We start from the raw sequence: 25,098 nt of genomic DNA, 5'->3' as shown, positions 1-25,098 counted from the left end.
CAAGTCAGGGCTCAGTGAAGCGCGGTTTCACTGACAACGGAAGCCCCCGAATTTTGACGATCCCCTCTTCACAAATCCACCACCACCACACCGCCCTCTTCCGCAGCGCGGGACTGGCACAGGATGACCGCGTCTTCGCGCTGCTTCTTCGACAGCACGAAATCCCGGTGTTCCACCGCGCCGGAGACAAGGCCGCATTTGCACACCCCGCAGATGCCGTCGGAGCATTTGATGTCGATGGCAATGCCGTTTTCGGTGAGGACGTCGGTGGCGGATTTCTCCGCCGGTATCTCCAGTTCCCGGCCCGAGCGGGCCAGCTTCAGCGTGAAGGGGTGGTTCACGTAGTCCGGCACGTCCGGCACGTTGAAATATTCGACATGGCGCTCGTCCTCGGTGAAACCGGCGCGCTCCGCCGCCTCCATCACGGAAGTCATGTAGCGGTCCGGGCCGCAGGCATAGACATGGCTGCCTTTTTTGTACCCGCCCAGAACATCATCGAGGTCCGCACGGGTGCCCTGATCACTGAAATAGAGTTGCACACGGTCGGCCCACGCGAACGCCGCCAGGTCTTCCAGGAACCCCGCATCGGCCTTGCGGCTGCAGGAATAATGCAGCTCGAAATCAGCGCCTTTCCTGTGAAGCTCATGCGCCATCGCGATCATCGGCGTGACGCCGATACCGCCGCCCATCAGGAAGGTTTTTGTCACCCCTTCGGCAAGCGGGAAATGGTTGATCGGTTTTGAAACGAAGATCTTGCGGCCTTGCGTGAAAATCCGGTGCAGCAGCTTCGAGCCGCCCCGGCCCTCGTCTTCGCGCAACACCGCGATCTGGTAACGGCTGCGGTCGGCCGGGTCTCCGGAGAGTGAATACTGGCGCAGGAATTCCGGTGCGACCACGATGTCGAGATGGGCACCCGCCTGCCACTCGGGCAGCGGTTCTCCGTCCAGCGCGGCAAACTCGTATTTGGTGACGCCGCCCGTCATCTGCTCGGTCTTGACGATCTCCACCCGGATGACCGGGGCATCGCCGGAGATGGTGTATTCGTGCGCGAGCCCCTCCGTCTCGCCGCGCTCCAGCCGCGCCTTGTATTCCTGCGCCGTGATCAGCGCCTGATAGGCCTCGATGCCCTTTTCCCGGTCCATGGGAAAGGGGAACGGCCAGGGATGCGGGGCAAGGTTCGCCGGATAAACAGCCAGCGTCTGATCCTCGTATTTCAGATCAAGGTCCTTCTGCAGACCGCGCGCGTTGACCGGCTGTTTCGCCGCCTTGTAGGAACCGTCTTCGTAAAGCTCGATGTCCCACCACCATTTCTTCACCGGGTTGCGCTCGCCGTGGCCTGCCATGTCGTCGAGTTTCGCCAGAAGGGGCGCCGCCTTGGGCACATGCATCGCCGCCCATCGGAACGGCGCTTCGGCGAAAATCCCTTCCAGGTTCCACGGACAGGTCTTCATGCAGCGGCCGCACATGGCACCGCCCTCGTTGGTGATGCGGTAAGTCGTGCATTTCTGGCTGTCCGACTTCCAGATCTCGTAGCCGTTGAACATCAGCTTCGGCCCGGCGGTGATGGCCCCGGCCGGGCACTCGCGCGCGCATTTGTTGCAGGCCTCGCAGAAAGCCTGAAGGCCGAAGGAAATCGGCTTGTCATGAGCAAGCGGCATCGTCGTCGTCACCGCGCCGGATTTCAGCCGCGGACCGAGGAACGGGTTGAGGATGACCTCACCGATGCGGCTGACCTCTCCGAGACCGGACAGCAGCAGGAGCGGCGGCTGCAGCACCTCGCCGTCCAGCACCGTATGCGCCTTGGCCCTGTAACCGAGATTGCGGATCTGCTTGGCGACGATGCTGCCCAGGATGGCAAAACGCAGATAGGCCCGCATCGACTGGGAGACGGCGATCCAGTCATCGCCCGACGCGCCTTCCATCGTCTCGAAGCCCTGGTCGACCACCATCGAAATCGCCTGGTCGTGCGGCGGGTCGAGCGGCGCGCCGGTGGCGTCGTGTGAATACCAGGCCCAGTCCGGGCAGCGCGACATGCCGGCCGCGTCGATGCCGAGGAAATAGGACATGGCCTTGAGATTGTCCGCATTGCGCTGCGGATCGGAGGTCGTGACAGCAATCGCAGGTTCCGGTTCGCCGTCCTGCAAAAGAACGAAGGCCCCGAGCGCCCGCCGCTGCGCCATCGATGGGGCGGACTTGCGCGCGTAGTAGCCGTTGGTGGCGGCCTGCTGGTTCTTCTTGCCCATGTCGCCGAATTGCGAACGGGCAAACATGTCCGTGCGCTTGGGCACCCTCGCGATCCGCTCCTCGTCGAAATAGGTGGTCGGCACATCGACCCGCTTCAGGTTTTCGAACGGATGCGGCCCATCAACGAAACGGCGGGTTTGATAAGGGTCGAGCGTCCGCGCGCTCTTGGCCGTCCTATAGCCGAAACGCCAGGCAAGGCCCTGGGTGACGGAGCGCGGCTGTTCGGCAAGAGGCACAAGCGGCCTGTCATGGGCAATGTCGAACTCCGTCGTGACGGCGGCAAGAGAAAAGCCGGTCCCGACATAGGGATTTGCCAGTCCCTCCTCCTCGATTGTTGCAAGCCCCGCGGCAACCGCCAGCCGGTTGAGGTCGACATCGGACGAGGAATGCCCGTGGGCGCGGGCGTCGAACCCGAGCAAACGAATGTATTGCGCGATGACAACGGCGATTTCCATCGCCCTGAGAGCAGAGCGATGTGCACCTGCACCCGCCAGCCAGTCCTCCCCTGGCTCCCCGGGCCGGACGGCGCGCGGGGTCTGCACGGCGAAAACCAGCGCATGCCGGTGACCGTCTATGCCCTTGGGCGGCGCGTTCATGGCATCGCGCAGATCCGCCATGATCATGTCGATACCCGAGGCCAGCGTCTTGGTCTGGGTCGTGCGCAGCTTTTCCGCAAGCCGGTCGATATCCGGGTTGCGGAAGGACTCCGCCAGCATCAGTTCGGACGAAAGCGCACAGGTTCCGATCATGGACGCATCGGAGAAATAGCCGAACCCTTTCAGGTGGTTCGCCCGCTCTTGCGGGTCTGCCGGAACATCGGCTTGCGCCGGATTGACGATGCCGTCCCGGATCGCGTCGAGCATCGCCTGTGACTCGCTCATCGCATTGATGATGTTCTCCGGATCGGAACTTTCAAAGGACATCTGCCGGAAAGCCGGAACGGCCTCCGGATCCGGCTGATTCCCGGCACGTGCAAGACGCTCCAGCGGAAACGGCCCCAGATGCGCGGGGCGCGACTTGTCGGAAAACAGCTTCATGGCACGCCCCCTTTCCCGCGCACTCAAAGGCGCATCAGTTGAACCTCTTCGCCTTCTGTCAGCGCGTCGATCGTTTCCATGAAATTTTCATAGAGTCCCTGGTCTATTTTGCCGGCAAAATGATCGTTCAGTTCACGCACGAGCACGTGGCAGGTTTTCAGCTTTTCGCGGCCCAGCGCGGTGAGAGCCAGTTCCGTGTAACGCTTGTCGTCGTCGGGAGAGGTACGCTCGACAAGGCCCCTCTCTTCCATGGTTTTCAGAAGACGGGAAATCGCCGGGCGGGCGATGCCTATATACTCCGCAAGGGTCGACGGTGTCTTGACGTTCTCCAGTCCGACACCGCACAAGACACACCACATCAGCCGGGTGATGCCATGCCTGGAAAGCCTCTTTTCCAGGCGCGCCTCCATGATCCGGGCAAGCCGTGTCACCTTGAACCCGATCCGGTTGTGCAGCCGGTAGCCCTCTGCCATTTCAATCCTCGCCGACAAAGCGGTTGACTTGCTATCCACCATATTTTCTTATGCAATTAACAATGATAATTAATCAAGTTAATTACTGAGGTATCAGTTTCGGGAGGGAGAGACAATGAAAATGAAAATTCAAGGTCTGTGGACGAAACTGTCGGCCGTGATGGCGTGCGCCGCCGTTGCGCTCGCCATGCAGCCGGTGATGGCGGACGAGCTGAAGATCGCGCATTTCATGCCGTCCATGCATCCGATGGACCGGGGCGTCATGACACCGCTGGCTGAGGAAATGGCCGAGGCGACCAACGGCGAGGTCACCATGCGGATCTACCCTTCCGGCGAACTCGGCAAGGGTCCGGTCCAGCAATACAAGCGGGTCGTCACCGGCGTTGCCGATATCGTCTTCGGCATCCCGGAATATACGCCCGCGCAGTTCACCAAGACCGGGCTGGTGCACATTCCCGGACTGTTCGCAAACGGCACCGACGCGACCAACGCCCTGTGGGACAATATCGGGTTGATCGAGGATGAATTCGCGAAGGCGAAACTCCTCGGGCTGTGGGCCAACAACCCGTCTGTGCTGATCACGCGCGAAACGCCGGTTCGCACCGTCGCGGACATGAAAGGCATGAAAATCAGGACGCCAAATCCCGTCATGGCGGCACTGGTTGAAGGTTGGGGCGGCATTCCGGTGTCGATGCCGGTTCCCGATGTCTACAACGCCATGAACACAGGTGTCATCGACGCGGTCATGATCGGCCCGTCCGGTATCCGGTCCTACAAGCTCAACGAAACCGGCAAATTCGTCACCACCAACATCCCCTCCGCCGTCGACAGTTTCTATCTCCTGATGAACAAGTCGAGTTGGGACGGCCTTTCCGAAGAGAACAAGGAGAAGCTCACCGGTTTGACGGGCCGCGGGCTCAGCCTGCGCGGTGCGAAGGCCTTTTTCGAGGCCGGTCAGGCCGGTCTCAAGCTGGCCTCCGACAGCGGTCTTGAACTGATTGAAATCACACCGGAGGCCGAAGCCGAGTTCCGGGAAAAGATGGCGCCATCACTGGCAAAGGTCATCGATGAAAAGGGCAAGCAGTCCGGAAGTGACGCGCATGCTATCGTCAAAGCGCTCGGTGGCCGCTAGACCGTGCCGTCACCAGCCCCCGAGGACACCGGCCCGCGCTTGACGGGCTGGCGCAGGCGGTTCGAGGCCCCTTTTGTGGTCGCTGGTGCGCTGCTCGTGTTCGGGCTGATGGGTCTTTCCGTCGCCGATGCCTTCCTGCGTTCGGTGATCAACAGCCCGATCTTCGGGGCGAACGACTATGCCCAGATCATCCTGTCTTTCGTCGTTGCGGTCAGCTTTCCCCTGTGCGTCCTGTCCGGCCGCCTGATCGCCATCGACACGCTGTTGCGGTTCTTCCCGGCCAGGCTGCAGGTCTTCCTCGACTGGGCATCGTCGCTGCTTGGCATCGCCATGCTCACCTATCTCGCCTGGCGCGCCTTCTTCAATGCGCTTGAGGCGGCGTCCTTCGGTGAAACAACCTTGCTGCTGCAGCTCCCGTTCGCCCCGTCCTACTATGCCGTTGCCCTGGGCTGCGGTCTTTCCGCGGTGGTACTCCTCCTGGAAAGATGGGCGAAATGAGCCCCGAAGTCTGTGGCGCACTCGGTTTCCTGGCCCTTTTCGTGTTGCTGGCTCTCGGCACGCCGGTCGCCATTGCCCTGCTCGTGGTCGGATTTTCCGGAACCGTCGTGTTGTCGGGTTTCACCCCTGCGGCCTTCACCTTGAGCGGACAGGTGTTCGCAACGGTGACAGTTTACGAGCTGACCATCATTCCACTCTTCATCCTGATGGGAAATCTCGCGTCCACGGCCGGTTTGAGCCGCGACCTGTTCGAGGCCGCCCACAAGACCATCGGACATCTGAAAGGCGGGCTCGCGGCGGCTACGATCATGGGCTGCGCCGGCTTTGCCGCCCTGTCCGGCTCGTCCATCGCCTCGGCCGTCACGATGGGCAAGGTGGCTTATCCGGAAATGCGCCGGTTCAACTACGGGGCGAGGCTCGCGACAGGCTCGATCGCGGCCGGCGGCACGCTCGGGATACTCATTCCACCATCGACCGGGTTTGTGATCTACGCGATCCTGACGGAACAGTCTATCGGCCGTCTTTTCATGGCGGGGGTTCTGCCCGGTCTCCTGCTGACCTCCATGTTCCTGCTGGCAATCGCAGTCGTGACGCTGATACGGCCGGAGGAAGGTCCCCGCGGGCCTCGTTTCGGCCTGCGCGAGAAACTGGCCAGCCTGTTCCGCGCGACCGGGATCGGCGTGATCATCCTGATCACGATCGGCGGCATCTACACCGGTTTCTTCACGCCGGTCGAAGCGGCCGGTGCCGGCGCCTTCTTCGCCTTCATCATGCTGATCCTGAGGCGCAAATGCACCTTCCCGGCGCTCTATCAGATCAGTGCCGAGACGCTGAAGACGACGGGAATGGCCTTTTTCATTCTCATCGGAGCGAATGTGTTTGCGCCCTTCGTCGCGCTGTCCCATCTGCCGGCGACGATCGCCGACGGCATGACGGGGCTTGCGCTCGGCACTTACGGGACCCTGTTCCTGATCCTGCTTGGCTACGTCATTCTGGGGATGTTCATCGAAGGTCTCTCCTTGCTGGTCATCACCTTGCCCATCGTCTTTCCCCTCGTGACCGGCCTAGGTTTCGATCCCATCTGGCTGGGTGTCGTCATGGTGATCGTTCTGGAGATGGGGCTGATTTCCCCGCCGGTCGGCGTGAATGTCTTCATTGTCAAAAGCGTCGTGCCGGACGTTCCGATCGAGACCATATTCGCGGGCATCATGCCGTTCTGGCTCGCCATGATCGCAACGCTCGCCCTGGTCGTCGCCTTTCCGGACCTGGCTCTTATGATCCCGAACGCGATGTTCGACTGACGTCCTTGCAGACCCCCATGCTTTGGCTGCCGCACAACCGGTGCAACACCCTCATGCCTTCGATACTGTTTCCGGAGCGCAGATCGGTCACAGGAGGTTCGCGTTTCCTCCGGCGCGCCGGGAGACCTGCCTCGGAAACCTCATGTGAAACAGTAGGCCTATCTGGCGACGAAATAGCCTGCACCTGATGCAACCGCGACAATCCTGTCCTTGCCCAGGGAAGCGAGCCGCACCGGCCTTCGGAAGCGGTTGTCGAGAACCAGGGCGTGATCTGCTTGGGCAACCAGCAGCGTCATGTGGCCCTGACCCTCCGCGGTCTCCAGGACGAGGAGCGGCACCTCAGCGTCGCTGAACCCGGCGGCCATCAGCATGGCGCGTTTCAAAAGCGCGTGGTCTTCGCAATCGCCTGCCCGGCTGAGCAGCGTTGCAAGCGGATTGGCCCAGTGGTCGTCGATGACCCGGTCGCTGACATAGTGGATACGGCGGGACAGGAATGCCTGGACACGTGCCGGACGGGATATCCGGGGAACGGCTCTGATGAGGGCAACGGCCGTCATCCACGGTTCGACCCGCGTGTCCCGGCAGGCCCCGCGTGAACAGGAGGCAAGCCAGTCCGCTTCGGCTTCCAGTCTCGGTTTTGACAAGCTCCAGCGCCGCGCAAGCGTCGTATCGGACCGGCGATTGAAATCGAGCCCGGCATGGCTTGCCGCCAAGGGCACCGGTTGCACATGCGCGCGCACGCCCTGTCCATTGTGCGAGATGGTCCGGGAAATGTCGGCCAGACGCGTCCGCTCGGACGCCTGTGCTCCGGCCGTAAACACCAAACAGAAGAAAAACCAGCCTGCGAGCCCTCTCCGGAACCCGGAACCATACCGCATCGACGTCTGCCCCGTTCAGGCACGCCGATGCTCCGTTATCGTTCCCGCAAAGCTTCCGAACGCGCCTTGATGATCGGCTTCAACAGGTAGTCGAGAACGGTTTTATTCCCGGTTAAGATCGATGCGCTCACCACCATTCCCGGGATTATTGGTAAACGTTTGCTTTCCGAGCCGAGCCAGTTGCGCTCGGTCCGCAGGATCACCCTGTAGAACGTGGTGCCTTCTTCGTTGGTGATCGTGTCTGCGCCGATGCGTTCGACAACGCCGGGCAGGTCGCCGTAGACGGTGAAGTCATAGGCGGTCACCCGGACCCGTGCCGGCTGCCCGGGAAACAGGAAGGCAACGTCCTGCGGACGGATCTGCGCCTCGATCAGAAGGCTGTCGTCCAGTGGCACGATTTCCGAAAGGCTCTCCCCTGGCGAAACGACCGCCCCGATGGTTGCAACGGAGAACTTGTTGATGATCCCGCGCACCGGTGCCCGGAGCACCGTGCGGCGGACCTTGTCTTGCGCGGACTTGATGGTTTCGTCCAGGATCGTCAGCTCGTTGAGCGTCCGGGTCAGGTCCTCGTGGGCCCGTGCCCGGAACCCGAGCACGGCGCTTTCGAGGCGCGCGGCCGCCTCGGTGATGGCTGCCTCCGACCTCGGAATGGAAGCGTTCACAAGCTCGACCTCCAGCGTGCCGCCCTGTGCTTCGCGTTCCAGGCGAAGCAGGTCCATCTTCGGATAGGCGCCTGCGGCCGACAGGTTCCGCGCACTTGCAAGTTCCTCGTTCAGGAGTTCCGCGGACAGCCGGAGGCTCTTGAGCCGCGTTTCCAGTTCCACCTTTTCAAGCCGGCGCTGGGAAAGCTGCTGCTCGATGACTGAAAGTTCCTGCTTCAGCGCGGTGGCGCGTGCGTTGAAGAGCGCCATCTCGCGGGCGGCTGCCAATTGATCGAAACCGCCAACCGTCAGATCAAGGCCCGTTCCCTGCGCTTCGGCGTCCAGCCTGCGGGCGCGGATGAACAGCGCGCTGCGCTGCTTTTGCAATTCACCGAGATCAGCGGCAAAATCGGTATCGTCGATCCGGACAAGCGGTTCGCCTGCGTCGACGACATCGCCCTCCTTGACGAAGATTTCCGCGACCAGTCCGCCTTCAAGAGATTCCACCACCTGGATCTGGCTGGACGGGATGACACGGCCGTCGCCTGTCGTGACTTCTTCTATTTCTGCAAGATAGGCCCAGGCAATGAAGGCACAGAGCAGCAGAAGCACCGCGAACAGAAGCGCCCAGACGCCGGTGTTGGTCCGGCGGGCCAGAGCCTCGCGCACGTCGTTGGCAAAGGTTTCCTCAACCCGGGACATGGCCGCCCCCCGTGCCGGATGCCTGTGACTGGTAGCCTGCCTTCGCACCTGCCTTCAGCCTGGCAACGACCACATCCTTCGCGCCGTCCATCAACAGCTTGCCCTTGTCCAGCAAAAGAATGCGGTCGACGAGATCCAACGGCCCATCGCGATGGGTAGCCACGAAGAGCGTGATGCCGTCATCCGCGATCTGCCGCAGCCGGTCGCAAAGCTGTCGTTCCGACATGATGTCGAGATAGGCCGTGGGCTCATCAAGGCAGATGATCCGCGGCGATCTGACAAGACACCGCGCAAGGGCGACCGCCTGCCTTTGCCCGCCCGACAGGCTGCGCCCCCGTTCCTCGATATGCATGTCGAGACCGTCCGGGTGGCGCGCGGCGAAGAAATTGACCCCGGCGAGATCGACCGCTCGCTCAAGCGCGGCTGCCGATGCATAGGGAGCGCCGATCAAGATGTTCTCCCGGAGCGTGCCGGTAAACAGATCCGCGTCCTGCAGGCACAGCCCGACCATCGACCTGAGATCGGCTGCCGAGAATTGCCGCGTGTCGATGCCGCCGAGGAGATAGGTTCCCGCATCCGGCTCATAAAGACCGGCCAGGATGCGCACAAGCGAGCTCTTTCCGGATCCGACCCGTCCGATCACGCCGATCTTCTCACCCGGTTCGGTGGCGAAGCTAATGTTCTCAAGCGCCGGAACCGAGTTCCCGGGATAGTGCAGCGACACGCTCTGGAAGGCGATCCCGGTGTTCTCGAACCCGGAAATATCCCGCGCGGTGTAGCCACCTTCGGTTTCGGATTTCATGAGCCCGTCAAGGCTTCTCAAGGCGCTACGTGCGTGCAGCAGGCGGGCCAGCGTCTGCGCAATGTTGTTCAGGGGAGCGAGCACCCGGCCTGCAAGGATGTTCGCAGCGATCAGCGCACCGATCGTGATCAGGCCGTCGAGGACAAGGAACACGCCCCAGACGACGATGGTAATCGACACGAGCTGGAACACGACGCCCGTGAACGAGGAGGCCACATTGGCCCAGTAGCGGGCGGTCGTGGTCGACCGGCTGGCGGCGGCAACGGCACGGTCCCATAAACGCCGGAACCAGCTCTCTCCGCCGCTGACCTTGATCGTCTCGAGCGAGGAAACCGTCTCCACCAGAATGGATTGCCGGCGCGCCGCGTCCTGCTGGCTCTCTGCAAGTGCCCGCGACAGGGGAAACTGGACAAGGCCCGTTACCGCGATGACAACCGGTACCGCAATCGCGGGCACAAGGGCGAGCGGTCCGACCAGAAGCCACATGACCCAGACGAATATGCCGATAAACAGGAAGTCGGTCGCCGCGATGACCGTGGAAGATGTCAGGGCATCGCGCACGGAATCGAGATCGCGAACCTGGTTGGCAACCCCGCCGGTTGAAGGTGGTCGCGCGATCATCTTCAATCGTAGGAAATGGTCGAACATGCGTCCGGCGACGGCCATGTCGACACGCCGTCCGGTCTCATCGACGATCTTCATGCGCAGCATCTTGAAGATGAAATCGAACAGAAACGCGATGAGCACGCCCAGCGTCAGCACCCAGAGCGTCGGAATGGCCAGATTGGGGATCACCCGGTCGTAGACATTCATGATGAAGAGCGGACTGGCAAGCCCGAGCAGATTGCCGATCAGCGCAGCGATCACCACTTGCGTGTAACTCGGCCAGAACCGGCGCACGGCAGACCAGAACCAGTCCTTCGGCGTCTCGGTCCGGTCTTCCGGCGAGTGGCTGCGCGCCATGACACTGACGAACACGACGACCGGATGCTTGGCCCCGGAAAGATCGGCAAGCCGCAGCGACCGTTCTCCTTCGGAAAACGCTGCCGACCAGGCCCGGGCAGTTCCCTCGCGCTGGTCGATCTTTTCGACCACAAGGGCGGGCATATCTTCCGTTAGGACAATGACGGGAAGCGTGACGGCAGGGATGGACTTTGCGTCCATTTGATCGACCCGCACCGACAGGCCGAGGCGCTGCGCAGCGGCTTCAAGATGTTTTACGGACAGACCCGCCGGCGAGGCTGGAAGCCCGCGCAACAATTCAGCCCTGTTCGCTACGATGCCGTGGAAACGTGCGATACGGATAAGCGCGTCCACAAGTCCGTTCGACGTCTCTTGCGAACCGGCCTTGGCTGCAGGCCCGAGGTCATGTGTGTCGTCCGAGGTGTCGGACGCATCGAAGTGGATCGTTTTGTCAACCCCGTCCACCGCGTCCGCCTCACCACTTGCGCAGTGGTTCGATCAGTCCCCTGGATCCGACGAACCAGGGCACCTCGTCCGAGCCGGGTGCGCCTTCCGGTGGCGCAGATACGCCAACGGACGCCAGCAGACTGCCCGTGGATGCCAGCAGTCGATAGCGGGAAAACACGGATATGGTTTCGGAACTGATCAGTTGAACACGCGCGGTGAAGGCCGAATTCTGTGCGATCAGCAAATCCAGAAGATCGCGGAGGCCTGCCTCGTATTCCTTTTCATAGCTCTCGATCACCGCTTCGGCCGCAACCGTCTGATCGCGCAAGGCCTTCAGACGGATGTCATTGGCAACGATGTCGCTCCACGACCTTCGGACGGTCTCGTCGACCGTGCGCCGCAGCTGATCGAGCTGCATCTTGCTTTCCGTCACCTTTTCGCTCAGCTGCCGCCGCCGATTGGTGTCGATCGTTCCGTTGAACAGGTTCCACGACATGGTCATGCGAACAGCGAACTCGTTGTTCCGGCCCGGCGTCCCGTCCAGATCCTCGCCGACCGAGGCCAGTCCCTCCACGCCCAGGCTCGGCAGGAACGGCGCTTGGGACTTGTCATAGTCCGCCGTTGCAGCATCCACGTCAGCGGAGCCGGCTTTGAGCGACGGATGATTGTTGCGCGCGGTTGCGATCGCGCTGGCCTGCGACTTCGGCACAGATCTCGGATGACGTGGTGCCTTGAGAGCTGGCGGTGCAATGCCGATGACACTTTGGAACCGCGCATTCGCAGCACCCAACTCCCGCAGGACGTCTGCTCGCACCGCATGGACGGCGGCAACCCGCTCTTCCGCCTGCCGCAATTCACTCTCTGTCGCGGAACCGCCCTGGACCTTGGTGCGCACGATGCCGAGCAGCCGCACGTGCTCCCGGATATTGTCATCGGCGGCGCGCAGGATCCGGTGGTGCCGAAACACGTCGAGAAAGGCCTCGGCCGCATCGAGCCCGGTCAGCTCCGCACGCTCCATCACCCGGGCCGCGGAACCGTCGATACGTGCCGATTGCCGATAGATTTCGTTCGCACGCGCAAAGCCGTCGAAAAAGACCTGTCTGGCGACCAGCGTCGCCTCACGTGCATTGCGCCACTCCCTATTGTCGGTCACTTCAAGCGAATTGGGACGGTCGATGTACTGCGCGCCAAAGGACGCCTCGAGGTCGACCGTCGGCAGATAGGCCCCCAGTGCCTGATCATATTCGGAAGCGACCGAGCGGCGGTTGGCGGCAGCAGCAAGGACCTGCGGATTCGTTGTCACCGCGCGTGCGATAGCTTCATCCAGTGTCAGCGCATGCGCATGCGGGAAAACGGAGCTTGCGAGGACCAGCGGCAAGACCAGAACGCAGCCTTCAAGGAACCTGGCGGGCCGAAGAATAAAATCGACACTGTTTACAACATATGCAATTTTAGATTGTAAAAAAGCTAGCATACTACCAAACCAAAAATGCACTGACAATTTTAACCAGGCACTTTCCCCACCCCGAACGAATTACTCTGCGGAATTATTAAGACCGACACTCCTCTTCATCCGTAGTTTATCCTGCCCACTCAATAACCATAGCGCAGTTTATTTGGACACGGCAAAGACTTTTTGTTAAAAAAGTGTTAAACCAAAATTAAATCTATTGTCGTCCGTTTTCGCGCTTTTGTTAATCCTGCTGATGAGCATGTGTCGTGACTAGCATTCCGAGTTCCGGAATTACATTTACGGAAAGTGAAAATAGTGCGGTTGTCAACGCGGCAGATGGCTTGCCTCGAATTCAAGATTCATCTCTGCTGTTTCGAGGAAATTACGTAAGGCAAGGCCCTGATCTTGTGATCGAGCATGGTGATCACGGAACCCTGACGATCCTCAATTACTTCGAACAACCGCATTTGCCGGATCTTGAAACCGTTGAAGGGGCGGTGTTGAGAGGGGACACCGTCGGACGGCTGGCAGGGGCGCAGGCACCTGGCCAATATGCGCAGGCCGGCGCCGGAGGCGCGGGCACTCCGATTGGGAACGTTCAGGCTGCGGAAGGGTCGGCAACCGCGCTGCGGACGGACGGAACGACTGTCACGCTTTCCTCGGGCGACGCCGTCTTCCAGGGCGATGTGGTCCAGACAGCCGGAAATTCCTCTCTCGTCATCGTGTTCCTCGACGAAACACTCTTCACCCTGTCGGCGGACGCCCGCATGGTCCTGGACGAGCTTGTCTACGCGCCGGGCGGGTCGGGGAACTCCATGGTCATGAACCTGGTCCAGGGCAGTTTCGTTTTCGTCACCGGCCAGGTCGCTCCCAGCGGCGACATGCGCATCGAAACGCCCACGGCAACGATGGGCATTCGAGGAACGACGCCCATCGTCGACATCAGCACGCTGGATGGCGCGACGCGATTTGCGCTGGCGCTAGATCCGGGTGGGCAACTCGGGTTCTATCAGCTGTTCGACAAGGTGACCGGCCAGCTGATCGGAACCGTGAACACGACCGATTCAACATTTCTCGTCACCGCGCCCGGCACTGCGCCGATTATAACACCCAGGACGCCGTCCGAATTCGCCGCCGCCGAAGGACAACTGCAGCAGGCCTATGGTGCCTACGGCGCCGCTGGCCTCGGTCAGCAGAACCCCAATGACACAGGCCCTGACGGCTCTCAGGCACCCGGCGGTCCCGGCAGCACCGATTCAGGTGCCAACGAGCTGAACGGCGGTCCGGTGCCGGAACTGTCCGACCCGGATCTTTCTCCGCTAGGTGACGGCAGCAGCGGCCTGAGCAATGACGGGCCTTCCGGCATCGGCGACCGTGACCGCTCCGGCCCGGCGCTTCGGGATTCGGCGCCCCCTCCAAACAATCTGCAGCAACCGTTCGACGACAGCTCGGCACCTCCAATTGAAGACGACGAACTTGCGGTGATCGTTCCCCCCAATCTGACGACACAAGAAGACCAGCCTTTTGTCTTCAGTGGACTGAACATTGAAATCCCCGGAGACAATTCCGCCACCGTCACGATCGTGGCGAAATCGACCGTCACCCTGGCTCAGATAAGCGGGCTGACCTTCCTCGAGGGAGACGGTATCGACGACGAGCTGGTTACGTTCACCGGCCTCGAGGCGGATATCAATGCGGCCCTTGCAACCATAACCTACACGCCAACGCCGAACAGCGAGACCGGCGGGCTCGATCTGACCGTTTCTGTCGGCCAGCAATCCGTTGAAGCCGAACTGCCGATCTTCATCGAGCCGGTCGCGGATGCGCCACTCGTCTTTGACATCGACCTGACTGTTGCGGCGAACGGCAACATCACGGTGCCATTCCTCGGCTACGACCCGGATGAAGGTGATACGATTTCCTTGTTCACCTTGTCCGAACCATCGATCGCTCTGCTTGATGTGTCTGAAGACGGGACATTCACATTCGACACGAACGGATCTTTCGACGACCTCAGCGCTAACGCAACGCAGGAGATCTCGTTCGAGTACACCGCCGTGGACAGCACCGGGCTCATATCGGAAAGCCCGGCGACGGTCACAATAACGGTTCAGGGTGTCAACGATCCCCCTGTCGCGGAAAATTTTGAACTCGTGTCGAACACCACGCTAAACAGTGGTTTCGAAGACGGCTACGCGGGTTGGCAGCGGATCAGCGGCCCGCAGCAAGGCCCCAACGGCGAGATCATTTCGTCCGGCTACACAATCTCGTTTGACATTGACCAGTCCGGTGCGCTGATCCCTGGCGACCCGCACGTTGCCGATATCCGGTTCTCTGGCGTGCTCGCCACTTTCGGGGACGGACCGGACAGCGGAACGGCATTCGGGCCATCGCTGGAAAGCAATGTGTTCTTTGCGTTTGCAGATGACATTTTGGAGTTCTCCTATCGCTTGTTTGCAGGACAGTCCAACAGCACTGACGACGCTGCGGTGATAACGGCGGAACTGATCGACCAGAACACAGACGAAATCTATCCCGTGATTTCCGATTTGCTTCTTTTTCGGGAAGCGGCAGAGACCCAGAACGTGAGCATCGCGATTGAGGCGCCTGGCGATTACTCGATACGCTTCAACGTCGGCAGCTTCGATGAAACGGACAACGGCATCATCGGCGCGCGGCTTGCAATCGGCACGGCCGGCATCGTCGGTTCACAAGTGCTTGCGGGCGGAACAACCAGTTACGACGCCGAGCGCTTCCTGGAAAACGCCTCGGATCCGGATGGCGACACGATTTCTCTGGCAAGCGTCTCCGAGCACAGTCTGTTCGACGCCAGCGTAAAAATTGAAAACGGCATGGTCATCTATGACACCGGCAATGCTTTTGATTTCCTTGCAGACGGGCAGACGATCACGGACAACTTTCAGTACACGGTCGCTGACGGCAATGGCGGTTTCGCAACGGCTGTTGCGTCCGTTGTCGTGACCGGTACCGGCATAGGTGCCAATAGTGCGGGTTTGAATTTCGTTCCCGTCGCGGATCAGACGGGTCAGGGTTCTGAAGTCCAGCAAACCCTCACGGGTCCGATCGGGAATGCAGTCACGCTTGGAAACACGCTCACCGTGCCGACCGTAACCTATGCGTTTCCGACGTCGAACCAGACCGGATCCGGATTATCGGCCTATACGCCCGCACAGCAGATGGCGGCGGTCGCCGCTTTGTCCGTTTGGGCAGATGCTTCGGGTTTGACAATTGCCCGGGCTGCAGATGGTGAGCCGGCTACAGTCCGCTTTTTGCACTCGTCGGAAATTTCTTTCGCCGAGACATACGAAACACGGACAGGCAGTACGATCGTCACCAACGCGGAGGCAATCGGTGGGGACGGTTTCGAACCCGGCACGTTCGCATTCCAGGTGCTGATGCACGAGGTAGGGCATGCGCTCGGGCTCGAACATGCCCCCGAGACGGTCTCCCAGCTTCAAAGCATCATGTCATCGGTAACGGCAGACCGCGTCGGCTCGGACTGGTGGAACGAACAGGGCGACTGGACCTATGCGCAAACGCCGATGGTGGAGGATATTTCCGCGATCCAGCTTGCATATGGCGCCGGCACGCAAACCCGCGATGGCGACACGACATACGGCTTCAACAGTTCCGAACCGGGATCGATCTACGACTTCACGGCCAATGACAGCCCGGTGCTTGCAATCTACGACGCGGACGGTTCGGATATCCTCGACTTTTCCGGCTGGGACACGCCTGCAATCTTGAACCTGAACCCGGGTACCCTCTCTTCTGCAAACGGCATGACGAACAACATCGGCATCGCACATGGAACCGTGATCGAAAAGGCGATCGGTGGTAGCGGCGATGATCTTTTGATCGGCAGCGAGCTGGCAGAAGAACTGGATGGCGGCGCCGGGCTTGATACCCTGATTGGCGGCGGCGGCGCAGACACCTTTATCCTCTCAAACGATGATTTTGCAGATGTCATAGTCGATTTCGAAAGCGGCGAGGACAGGCTCGATCTGTCGGGCCTGCTGGACGCGAACTTCAGCTCCGGGACTATCGGCGACTATGTGAAGGTTGAACAGGAAGGCGCGGACGCGGTCGTCAGCGTCGATCACGACGGCTCCGGCGGCCCGTCGGATTTCCGGGACGTGGCCGTGCTGCAATCAGTCGATGCGGGAGGAATTATTGATTTTGTCTTTTCCGATGACGGTGCCCAGACACCGGACACGATTGTTTCCTGAACCTGCCTCGGACGCCAGCCGGGCGCTCTTGCCGATGCTTTTTGACATCCGATGAAACAGCTGATCCGAAAACTGAATTCCGTTTTCGGCGTTGCGCGCCTTTCAGCGTTTGTGTTGCTGATCGTCCTGCTCGGGGTGCGTCTTCTCGACCCGTTCGTCGTGGAACTCGTGCGCCTCAAGACTTTCGATTTCTATCAGGTGCTCAAGCCGCGTGTGTATGAGGACGTTCCCGTCACGATCGTTGACATTGACGAGAAAAGTCTCGCGCAACTCGGACAATGGCCCTGGGCGCGCACGACCATGGCCGACATTCTGAACAACATCGCCCAGGCAGGCGGTATCGCCGTCGCCTTCGACGTTGTCTTCGCGGAACCCGATCGGCTCTCGCCCGATCAATATGGCAAGACCATTCGCGGCCTGAGCGACGCGGCGCTCGGGGAACTGGCTGCCCTGCCGTCCACGGACAAGGCAATGAGCGACGCCATGCGCCGGATGCGCGTGGTTGTCGGTCAGGCCGGCGGCGTTGACTTCATAACGGCGGACCGGCCGGAACAGCCGCAAACACCGGTCGCTCTCCTCGGACCGGATCCCACGGCGTTCATGTTCGAATATCCGAAGCTGCTGAGAAACATTCCGCTCCTGGAAGATGCCGCGATCGGCAAGGGATTGTTTTCCATCTATCCCGATCCCGACGGCATCGTGCGGCGCGCGGCCCTGACAGTGGTTGTCGAAGGCAAGGTTCACCCCGCTCTCAGCGTGGAGTTGCTACGCGTCGCAACCGGGCAAAATGCCTTCGCGGTGAAAAGCAACGAAGCCGGCATCAGTGCGGTGGTGGTCGGCGGCGTTGAGGTGCCGACCGACAGGAACGGACGGATCTGGGTTCACTACACGCCGTCTAATCCGCAACGTTACGTATCTGCGGCCGATGTTGCCAACGGCACATTCGACACATCCAGGATCCGGAATCACCTGATCCTCTTCGGCACATCGGCGACCGGTCTGCTGGATCTGAAGGCGACACCGGTCAACCCGGCAATGCCTGGCGTCGAAGTGCATGCGCAGATACTGGAGAACATTCTCAGCCAGTCCTTTCTGACGCGGCCGAACTACGCACTGGGCGCAGAACTTGTCGCGACAACGGTCCTGTCGCTCCTGACACTTCTGCTCGTGCCAATTCTCGGCGCCCTTCCGGTGCTCGTATTCGGCTTTGTGCTGGCAGCGAGCTGGGCCGCGGGCAGCTGGTACTTCTTTTCCAGTGAACAGCTGCTCCTGGACGCAGGCTATCCGCTGTTTGCAAGCCTGAGCGTCTATATTCTGCTCGTCTTCATCAACTATCGCAGGGAAGAGATCCAGAGACAGGAAATCAGGTCGGCCTTCTCACAGTACCTTGCGCCGGACTATGTCGAACAGATCGCAAGGAATCCGGAGAACCTGACGCTTGGTGGCGCGAGGCGGCGGACCACCGTGCTGTTTTCCGATGTCCGCAACTTCACCAACATCTCGGAAAGCTTCGCGAAAAACCCTCAGGGGCTGACCAGCCTGATGAACCGGTTTCTGACGCCGCTGTCCAACGGCATCATGGAAAAACGCGGAACCATCGACAAATACATGGGCGACGCGATCATGGCCTTCTGGAACGCGCCGCTGGACGACGACAGTCAGGAAATCCACGCCTGCGAGGCAGCCCTGGTCATGGTCAATCGCATGCGCGCGCTCAACGAGGAACGGATGCGGGAAGCCCGGGCGGACGGGCAGGAGTTCTTCCCGCTCAATATCGGGGTCGGGATCAACACCGGCGACTGTGTTGTCGGGAACATGGGCTCCGAGTTCCGCTTCGACTACTCGGTGCTGGGCGATTCCGTCAATCTCGCGTCGAGGCTCGAAGGACAGACGAAGACATATGGTGTCACCATCCTGATCGGAAATAGCACTGCGGAGAGGGTCAGCGATCTGTTCGCGCTCGTTGAGGCCGATCTCATCCGGGTCAAGGGCAAGCAGGAACCGGAACGCATTTTCTGCCTTCTGGGAGACGTCGATATGGCATTGAGCCGAACGTTTGCAGCCGGCAAGGCAAGCTTTGAAGACATGCTGCGCCACTACCGCAGTCAGGATTGGGACGCGGCACTGGCCCGTTGCCGGGAAATCTCGGAGGCCGGGGACGGCGAATTGGCAAGGCTCGCCGCAACGTTCCGGGCAAGGATCGAGAATTTCAAGAAGACACCGCCCCCTGCAAACTGGGACGGCGTCTATGTCGCCGAGACCAAGTGACGCCGGTCCCTGGTATCAGGCGGTCTTGACGTTCTGGGTCTGGGTGCCGAGTTTTTCGATACCGAGGCGCATGACTTCGCCGCCCTTGAGATAGACCGGAGGCTTCTGACCCATGCCGACACCCGGAGGGGTTCCGGTCGAGATCACGTCGCCCGGCTGCAGGCTCATGAAGCGGCTGCAGTAACTGATCAGGTGCGGAACCTTGTACACCATGGTCGACGTCGAGCCGTTCTGATAGCGATGGCCGTCAACCTCGAGCCACATGGCAAGCTGATCGAAATCCCCGACTTCGTCCGGCGTCACCAGCCAGGGCCCGAGCGGTCCGAAGGTGTCGCTGCCCTTGCCCTTGTCCCAGGTCCCTGCCCGGTTCAGCTGGAAATCGCGTTCCGACACATCGTTGATGACGCAGAAACCGGCAACATGCTGCAAGGCGTCTGCTTCCTCGATGTATTTGCCGCCCTTGCCGATCACGACACCGAGTTCGACTTCCCAATCCGTCTTTTCCGAGCCGCGCGGAATCTGGACATCATCGTCGGGGCCGACGATTGCGGAGGTCCACTTTCCGAAAACCACGGGTTCGGGCGGCACGTCCAGTCCCGACTCGGCAGCATGGTCGGCATAATTCAGGCCGATGCAAATGAACTTGCCGACGCTGCCGACACACGGTCCCAGCCTGAGATCTTCCTGGGGCTGCCCCGGAACGAGGGGAAGGCTGCTTGGATCGAGGCCTTTCAGCTGCGCCACCTTCTCCGGCAGCAGGCTGTCTCCGGAAATATCGGTCACGTGTGCGGAAAGATCGCGCACATGTCCATCGTCGTCGAGCAATCCGGGTTTTTCTTGCCCTGCCGGGCCGTAACGCAGCAATTTCATGTGTCAGTTCTCTCGTTTCGCCAGTGGTCTGCCGGTCAACCGCAACGGACGGCTGCAAGCGCCGGGTCATTCATATGGGATGCGCCTTGCCGGAAGAAGCCCGCATCACCGGATTCCGGTACGTATTCGAAAGCACAGGGGCGTGCATCACGCACCGTCGTTTTTTCAGATCGTGACGCCGCCATCGACCGCCAGTGCCTGTCCTGTCACGAACTGGCTTTCGTCCGAAAGCAGGTAGATCGCCATGGGCGTGATGTCCGCGACCTGTGCCAGGCGCCGCATCGGCTGTCGCGCGATGAAGTCCTTTTCAGCCTGTACCGGGTCCGGAGCAGAGGCAATGCGTCCGCGAAGGGACGGCGTGTCGACCGTTCCCGGACAAAGCGCATTGCAACGGATGCCCTTGGTGACGAAATCGGCGGCGATGCCCTTGGTCAGACCGATGACGGCGGCCTTGGAGGCCCCGTAAAGCGTCCTGACCGGAAATCCCTTTATGGAACTGGCCATGGACGACATGTTGACGATCGAGGCAGAGCCGGTCTTTTCCGCCTGCCGCAGCATGCCTGGCAGGCAGGCGCGCGTCAGCTTCATCATGGATGTCACATTCAGATCGAAGCCGCGCTCCCAGTCCTCGTCGGTCACGTCCAGCAGGGTGCCGTGATGCACCATGCCCGCGACGTTGAACAGGCCGTCGAGGTCGGGAAGGGACGCAACGAATTGACCGATCGCGGTTCCGTCGGTCACGTCGAGCCCGTGGGTCTCGATCCCGTCAAGGCCGTCCAGCAGCGCCACGTTCTTGTCCGTTGCGATGACCTTCGCACCTTCCGCCGCACAGGCGATTGCGCTCGCTCTTCCCATGCCCTGACCTGCTGCGGTGATCAGGATGTTTTTGCCTTCAAGACGCCTCACATGACCGCTCCAATTTGCCAGGGCACGAACTCGACACCGCCAAAGCCAAGTTCCTCGCTTTTCGTGTGTTCGCCCGATGCGACGCGAAGCAGCAGTTCGAACAGTTCCTCGCCCTTTTGCTCGATGGTCACACCGTCCGTGACGATGTCGCCGCAATTGAGATCCATGTCCTCGGACATGCGCCCGTACATGTCCGAGTTCGTCGCCAGCTTGATGCACGGCGTCGGCTTGTAGCCGGAGACGGATCCCCGTCCGGTGGTGAACACGACCAGGTTTGATCCCGAAGCAAATTGTCCTGTCACCGAACACGGGTCGAAACCGGGGCTGTCCATGAAAACGAAGCCCTTCCGGTCGACCTGTTCGGCGAATTCGTAAACGCCGGCGAGCGGCGCGGTCCCGCCCTTGGCAACAGCCCCCAGGGACTTTTCAAGGATCGTCGTCAGGCCGCCGCGCTTGTTCCCCGGGCTTGGATTGTTGTCCATTTCGCCGCCATGCCGGGTGGTGTAGTCCTCCCACCAGCGGATGCGCTCCAGCAGCTTTTCACCGACATCCCGCGATTGTGCCCGGCGGGTCAACAGGTGCTCCGCGCCGTAGATCTCGGGCGTCTCGGACAGGATTGTCGTGCCGCCATGACGCACGATCAGGTCCGAGGCAAACCCGAGCGCGGGGTTGGCCGTAATGCCGGAATAGCCGTCGGAGCCACCGCATTGCATGCCCACGGTGATATCGCTGATCGGCGCGGGGCTCCGCGCCACCTTGTTGGCAATTCCGGCGATCCCCTCGAGTTCTTCAAGCCCCTTCTCGATGGTCCTGCGTGTGCCGCCCTCGTGCTGAATGGTCATGTAGCGCAGGGCGCCGTCCGCCCGGATCGGGCGTCCGCCGACAAGGTCGGAAATCTGCATGACCTCGCAGCCGAGGCCGATCAGGAGAATGCCGCCGAAATTCGGGTGCTGGGCATAGCCAGACAAGGTCCGGAAGAGCGCCGCGTATCCTTCGTTTTCACCCGACATGCCGCAGCCTGTCCCGTGCACGATCGGCACGATGCCGTCCACGTTAGGGAACCGGTCGAGCAGCCCGTTTTTCTCGGCCGCTTCCGCGATGAACTGGGCGACGGATCCCGAACAGTTCACCGAGGTGAGAATGCCGAGATAATTGCGCGTGCCGGTGCGTCCGTCGGCGCGCCTGTATCCAAGAAACTTTCTCGAATGGTCGATCTCCGGCAACGGCGCATTGTGCGAGGCGAACTCATGCTCCTGCAGACTGTGGTCCTGCATGCCCAGATTATGCGAATGCACATGCTCTCCGGGCTGGATGTCCGTCTTCGCCTGTCCGATCACCTGACCGTAGCGATAGACGTTGTCTCCCTTTGAGATTGCCGAAGACGCGATCTTGTGGCCCGGCTGAATCTGACCGCTCAACGCCCGAGACACTCCGTCAAGTTCCGTGCCTGCGGGAAGCGGTCGCAAGGCGATGACGACATTGTCGTCCGGCCTGAGCTTGATGAATCCGCTTCCGATCATACCGCGCCTCTCCCGCACCAATGGTCTTCAAGATTGTGGGTCATTATTCTCCCCACGACCTATCTTGACTTGCCGATCTTGTCAACTAACATGTTAGTCAGCAAGAGGCGATTATGACAAACACCGACATCGATGCGGCGCGGCTACAGGACATCAATGCGTTCGAGGGCTCGCTTGCCCAGAAAGTCTATCTGGCGCTCCAGGAAGCGATCCTGTCCCTGCAGTTCAGACCGGGAGAAGTGCTGCGCAAGGCACCGATTTGCGAGAAACTCGGCGTGTCGCGGTCTCCCGTTTCAGAAGCGATCGCAAGGCTTGCCAACGAAGGCCTCGTCGACGTCATCCCGCAATCGGGAACCCGCGTCGCCTATTTCTCTATGGATGATATCCGCGAAGGCTCCTTTCTGAGGCAGGCTCTGGAACTGGCGAGCGTCGCAAAGGTCGCCTCGGACCGGACGGAAGACCAGTTTGCGCAGATCAACAGGAACATGCGGCTTCAGACACTTCTCATTGAAGATGGCGACATCCTGGGCTTCTACCAGGCGGACGAGGAGTTTCACGAACTGCTGATGCTGTTCACGGGATACCCGCGGCTGAAGGCGGTCGCGCGGCTGGTGTCGCTGCAGGTGACGCGGGCACGCATGCTCCTGCTCCCCACGCCCGGCCGCGCTGTCGAAACCCTGGAAGAACACCGGGCCGTTTTCGACGCCATTCAGAACCGCGACCCGGACGCGGCGCAAGCTGCACTGCGTCACCATCTCGGACAATTGATGCCGCGCATCGAGGCGCTCGCCGAAACCCGTCCGGAACTTTTCCAGTCCCGCTGATACAGGAACCCCGCATGAAGGTAACCGACACCACCTTGTTGAACGGCCGCACGAAAAGGCCGGTCCCGCTTACGAAAATGGGCTTCGGTGGAGCCCCTCTCGGCAATCTCTACCGTGAAGTGTCCGAAACGGATGCCCAGGCGGCCCTGCAGGCCGCGTTTGACGCCGGAATCCGCTACTTCGACACGGCGCCTCAATACGGGCTCGGGATTTCGGAACGAAGGTTCGGCGAGGCGCTAGCCAGGTTCGGCAGGGACAATGTCCAGCTCTCGACGAAAATCGGCCGTCTTCTTCTTGATTGCGAGCCGCATGAAGTCACCCCGGAAGCCTTCGTCAACGTGCCGCAGAAGCGGATCGTGTTCGACTACACCTATGACGGTGTCATGCGCAGCTATGAAGCCAGCCGCGAGCGCATGAAAATCGGCAATGCCGACATTCTGCTGGTGCATGATGTCTGCGTCTTTTCGCAAGGTTCGCAGGAACAGAGCGACTCCAAGGTTCGGGAGCTGTTCGACGGCGGCGGCTACAGGGCCTTGTGCGAATTGAAGGACGCCGGAGACGTCGCGGCCATCGGCGCGGGCGTGAACGAATGGCAGGTCTGCGAGAAGCTGCTCGGCCTCGGGGATTTCGACGGGTTCCTGCTGGCCGGCCGGTATACGCTCCTGGAACAGGAGGCTCTGGAGAGTTTTCTGCCGCTCTGCGAAAAACGCGATGTCGGCATCATCCTGGGCGGCCCCTACAATTCCGGCATCCTGGCCACCGGTCCCGTCGAGGGTGCCAAGTACAATTATGCGGATGCGCCGCCGGAGATCCTCGAACGCGCGCGCAGGATAGAGGCCGTCTGCAAATCGCACGGCACGCCGCTGATCGCCGCCGCGCTTCAATTCGTCCTCGGACATCCCTGCGTCAAGACGGTCATCCCCGGAGCCGTGAGCGCCGCCGAGGTCAAGGCCAATGTCGAGGTTCTGGAGACACCGGTGCCCGCAAGCCTGTGGTCGGATCTCAAGGGTGAAGCGCTTATCCATCCTGACGCTCCGATACCATCGGAGCCCTGATCAGGCTGTACGCCGGCTAAACGCGTTCGCTCTCGGTTGGACGGGGGATCGCGGCGGCTTCTGAAAGCGGAAACCACTTGGCGAACCGCGCGCAGACGGCGCTTTCGCCAACGAGGCTTATCTGGTCGGTTTTCAATGCGCTCGAGAGCGGACGGTCTCCCATCCAGACCTCCATCATCGTGCGGGACCGCGACGTGATGAAAGCGTTCACGTCCTTACCCGGATCCTGGTAGCAGAGATCGACTTCGCCGCCGGAGCAGATCAGCCACCAGGTTCCGAACTCCTGCAGATCGGGAAACTGGAAACAGATCACAGTTTCCCCGTCTGGCAGCTGGTCGAGCGCGAGATTGCGCTGGATATCGAACATCAGGAAAGTGACATCCAGATCATCGTCGTCCATTTCGTCCCGGGCCCAGCGCATCCCCCACACGGCCAGCGCCTGGACAACGGCGGACAGCTCCTTGCCGGCGGGCGTCAGCCGATAGTCATGTCCGCGCTGGCCGCTTATGGGTCGTTTGACGATGACGCCGGAGGCTTCCAGCTCTTTCAGACGCTTGTTCAGGATGGTCGGTGAAATGCGCGGCAACCCGCGCTGCAGGCTGGAAAACCGGCTGGATCCGAGCAGGAGTTCGCGCACGATCAGCATCGACCAGGGATCGCCCAGGATCTCGGTCGCCTTTGCCACGGGACAGAACTGGCCGTATTTTTTCATGCCGGACCTCCTGGATACTCCCTAGGGTACGGACCCATAAATAAAGCCATTTTGCCGTCCTTCGGATTTGGCCGTTTTGGCCATCTGCCGCGTCGCGAAAGGCTTCATTTATGGGTTCCCAC

The 25,098-nt window shown here is 61.0% G+C and carries 17 protein-coding genes; 7 read left to right on the top strand and 10 right to left on the bottom strand.

The annotated features are described in order from the left end of the window. Positions 1 to 68 precede the first annotated feature (68 nt). Both ACO08A_RS16365 and ACO08A_RS16360 read right to left on the bottom strand, forming a co-directional pair. The gene (locus ACO08A_RS16365; RefSeq protein WP_422037055.1) at positions 69 to 3,281 is read right to left on the bottom strand and encodes a 2Fe-2S iron-sulfur cluster-binding protein; all 3,213 of its coding nucleotides are present in this window, start codon (positions 3,279 to 3,281) and stop codon (positions 69 to 71) included. A gap of 23 nt (positions 3,282 to 3,304) precedes the next feature. Beyond that, entirely contained in the window at positions 3,305 to 3,754 is a 450-nt protein-coding gene (locus ACO08A_RS16360; protein WP_422037054.1) for a MarR family winged helix-turn-helix transcriptional regulator, read from the bottom strand. A 121-nt stretch (positions 3,755 to 3,875) separates the two neighbouring features. On the opposite strand from ACO08A_RS16360, the gene ACO08A_RS16355 reads away from it, so the two are divergent. From ACO08A_RS16355 to ACO08A_RS16345, 3 genes are read left to right on the top strand one after another with little or no spacing between them, the layout of a single operon-like run. Beyond that, positions 3,876 to 4,886, top strand: coding sequence for a TRAP transporter substrate-binding protein (locus ACO08A_RS16355; RefSeq protein WP_422037053.1), 1,011 nt, complete (start codon positions 3,876 to 3,878; stop codon positions 4,884 to 4,886). Positions 4,887 to 4,889: 3 nt separating this feature from the next. Then, complete coding sequence (locus ACO08A_RS16350; RefSeq protein ID WP_422037052.1) at positions 4,890 to 5,384, top strand: TRAP transporter small permease; 495 nt, start codon at positions 4,890 to 4,892, stop codon at positions 5,382 to 5,384. Continuing rightward, positions 5,381 to 6,685 carry a TRAP transporter large permease gene (locus ACO08A_RS16345; protein ID WP_422037051.1) on the top strand — a complete coding sequence of 435 codons (1,305 nt, stop codon included), beginning with the start codon at positions 5,381 to 5,383 and terminating at the stop codon, positions 6,683 to 6,685. Before ACO08A_RS16350 ends, ACO08A_RS16345 begins: the two co-directional genes overlap by 4 nt. Before the next feature lie 158 nt (positions 6,686 to 6,843). On the opposite strand, the gene ACO08A_RS16340 is transcribed toward ACO08A_RS16345, so the two are convergent. The 4 genes from ACO08A_RS16340 to ACO08A_RS16325 are packed head-to-tail and all read right to left on the bottom strand — an operon-like array spanning position 6,844 to position 12,496. Further along, positions 6,844 to 7,563, bottom strand: coding sequence for a transglutaminase-like cysteine peptidase (locus ACO08A_RS16340; protein ID WP_422037050.1), 720 nt, complete (start codon positions 7,561 to 7,563; stop codon positions 6,844 to 6,846). A 35-nt stretch (positions 7,564 to 7,598) separates the two neighbouring features. After that, entirely contained in the window at positions 7,599 to 8,906 is a 1,308-nt protein-coding gene (locus tag ACO08A_RS16335) for an HlyD family type I secretion periplasmic adaptor subunit (protein WP_422037049.1), read from the bottom strand. Beyond that, positions 8,893 to 11,136, bottom strand: a complete 2,244-nt coding sequence (locus tag ACO08A_RS16330; protein ID WP_422037048.1) for a type I secretion system permease/ATPase — start codon at positions 11,134 to 11,136, stop codon at positions 8,893 to 8,895. Before ACO08A_RS16330 ends, ACO08A_RS16335 begins: the two co-directional genes overlap by 14 nt. Positions 11,137 to 11,146: 10 nt before the next feature. Next, positions 11,147 to 12,496 (bottom strand): TolC family outer membrane protein, encoded by a 1,350-nt coding sequence (locus tag ACO08A_RS16325; protein WP_422037047.1) that lies wholly within the window; start codon positions 12,494 to 12,496, stop codon positions 11,147 to 11,149. 482 nt (positions 12,497 to 12,978) lie between these two features. Here ACO08A_RS16325 and ACO08A_RS16320 point away from each other — a divergent pair, with 482 nt between their 5' ends. Both ACO08A_RS16320 and ACO08A_RS16315 read left to right on the top strand, forming a co-directional pair. Next, complete coding sequence (locus ACO08A_RS16320; RefSeq protein WP_422037046.1) at positions 12,979 to 16,821, top strand: M10 family metallopeptidase C-terminal domain-containing protein; 3,843 nt, start codon at positions 12,979 to 12,981, stop codon at positions 16,819 to 16,821. 51 nt (positions 16,822 to 16,872) lie between these two features. Then, positions 16,873 to 19,089, top strand: a complete 2,217-nt coding sequence (locus ACO08A_RS16315) for a CHASE2 domain-containing protein (protein ID WP_422037045.1) — start codon at positions 16,873 to 16,875, stop codon at positions 19,087 to 19,089. Positions 19,090 to 19,104: 15 nt separating this feature from the next. Here ACO08A_RS16315 and ACO08A_RS16310 read toward each other — a convergent pair whose 3' ends face one another. The 3 genes from ACO08A_RS16310 to ACO08A_RS16300 form a co-directional block, all read right to left on the bottom strand. Next, on the bottom strand, positions 19,105 to 19,959 hold the full coding sequence (locus ACO08A_RS16310; RefSeq protein WP_422037044.1) for a fumarylacetoacetate hydrolase family protein: 855 nt from the start codon (positions 19,957 to 19,959) through the stop codon (positions 19,105 to 19,107). 165 nt (positions 19,960 to 20,124) lie between these two features. Then, a complete protein-coding gene (locus ACO08A_RS16305; RefSeq protein ID WP_422041766.1) occupies positions 20,125 to 20,814 on the bottom strand; it encodes an SDR family oxidoreductase in 690 nt (229 codons plus the stop codon). 47 nt (positions 20,815 to 20,861) lie between these two features. Beyond that, entirely contained in the window at positions 20,862 to 22,385 is a 1,524-nt protein-coding gene (locus tag ACO08A_RS16300) for a UxaA family hydrolase (protein ID WP_422037043.1), read from the bottom strand. A gap of 113 nt (positions 22,386 to 22,498) precedes the next feature. Here ACO08A_RS16300 and ACO08A_RS16295 point away from each other — a divergent pair, with 113 nt between their 5' ends. Continuing rightward, positions 22,499 to 23,209 carry a GntR family transcriptional regulator gene (locus tag ACO08A_RS16295; protein WP_422037042.1) on the top strand — a complete coding sequence of 237 codons (711 nt, stop codon included), beginning with the start codon at positions 22,499 to 22,501 and terminating at the stop codon, positions 23,207 to 23,209. 14 nt (positions 23,210 to 23,223) lie between these two features. Beyond that, positions 23,224 to 24,264 carry an aldo/keto reductase gene (locus ACO08A_RS16290; protein WP_422037041.1) on the top strand — a complete coding sequence of 347 codons (1,041 nt, stop codon included), beginning with the start codon at positions 23,224 to 23,226 and terminating at the stop codon, positions 24,262 to 24,264. A 16-nt stretch (positions 24,265 to 24,280) separates the two neighbouring features. Here ACO08A_RS16290 and ACO08A_RS16285 read toward each other — a convergent pair whose 3' ends face one another. Further along, the gene (locus tag ACO08A_RS16285; RefSeq protein ID WP_422037040.1) at positions 24,281 to 24,976 is read right to left on the bottom strand and encodes a winged helix-turn-helix transcriptional regulator; all 696 of its coding nucleotides are present in this window, start codon (positions 24,974 to 24,976) and stop codon (positions 24,281 to 24,283) included. Positions 24,977 to 25,098: the final 122 nt, after the last annotated feature.

Source organism: Roseibium sp. (genome assembly GCF_965232425.1).
Classification (GTDB): Bacteria; Pseudomonadota; Alphaproteobacteria; order Rhizobiales; family Stappiaceae; genus Roseibium.
The sequence above is the reverse complement of the archived record's forward strand: the minus strand, read 5'-3'. Positions and strand labels throughout refer to the sequence as shown.

What these genes read in the sequence shown, in the direction of transcription:
- ACO08A_RS16365 (WP_422037055.1), bottom strand. Translation starts at nt 3,281, where the DNA reads ATGAAGCTGTTTTCCGACAAGTCGCGCCCCGCGCATCTGGGGCCGTTT.
- ACO08A_RS16360 (WP_422037054.1), bottom strand. Translation starts at nt 3,754, where the DNA reads ATGGCAGAGGGCTACCGGCTGCACAACCGGATCGGGTTCAAGGTGACA.
- ACO08A_RS16355 (WP_422037053.1), top strand. Translation starts at nt 3,876, where the DNA reads ATGAAAATTCAAGGTCTGTGGACGAAACTGTCGGCCGTGATGGCGTGC.
- ACO08A_RS16345 (WP_422037051.1), top strand. Translation starts at nt 5,381, where the DNA reads ATGAGCCCCGAAGTCTGTGGCGCACTCGGTTTCCTGGCCCTTTTCGTG.
- ACO08A_RS16340 (WP_422037050.1), bottom strand. Translation starts at nt 7,563, where the DNA reads ATGCGGTATGGTTCCGGGTTCCGGAGAGGGCTCGCAGGCTGGTTTTTC.
- ACO08A_RS16335 (WP_422037049.1), bottom strand. Translation starts at nt 8,906, where the DNA reads ATGTCCCGGGTTGAGGAAACCTTTGCCAACGACGTGCGCGAGGCTCTG.
- ACO08A_RS16315 (WP_422037045.1), top strand. Translation starts at nt 16,873, where the DNA reads ATGAAACAGCTGATCCGAAAACTGAATTCCGTTTTCGGCGTTGCGCGC.
- ACO08A_RS16310 (WP_422037044.1), bottom strand. Translation starts at nt 19,959, where the DNA reads ATGAAATTGCTGCGTTACGGCCCGGCAGGGCAAGAAAAACCCGGATTG.
- ACO08A_RS16305 (WP_422041766.1), bottom strand. Translation starts at nt 20,814, where the DNA reads ATGGGAAGAGCGAGCGCAATCGCCTGTGCGGCGGAAGGTGCGAAGGTC.
- ACO08A_RS16300 (WP_422037043.1), bottom strand. Translation starts at nt 22,385, where the DNA reads ATGATCGGAAGCGGATTCATCAAGCTCAGGCCGGACGACAATGTCGTC.
- ACO08A_RS16295 (WP_422037042.1), top strand. Translation starts at nt 22,499, where the DNA reads ATGACAAACACCGACATCGATGCGGCGCGGCTACAGGACATCAATGCG.
- ACO08A_RS16290 (WP_422037041.1), top strand. Translation starts at nt 23,224, where the DNA reads ATGAAGGTAACCGACACCACCTTGTTGAACGGCCGCACGAAAAGGCCG.
- ACO08A_RS16285 (WP_422037040.1), bottom strand. Translation starts at nt 24,976, where the DNA reads ATGAAAAAATACGGCCAGTTCTGTCCCGTGGCAAAGGCGACCGAGATC.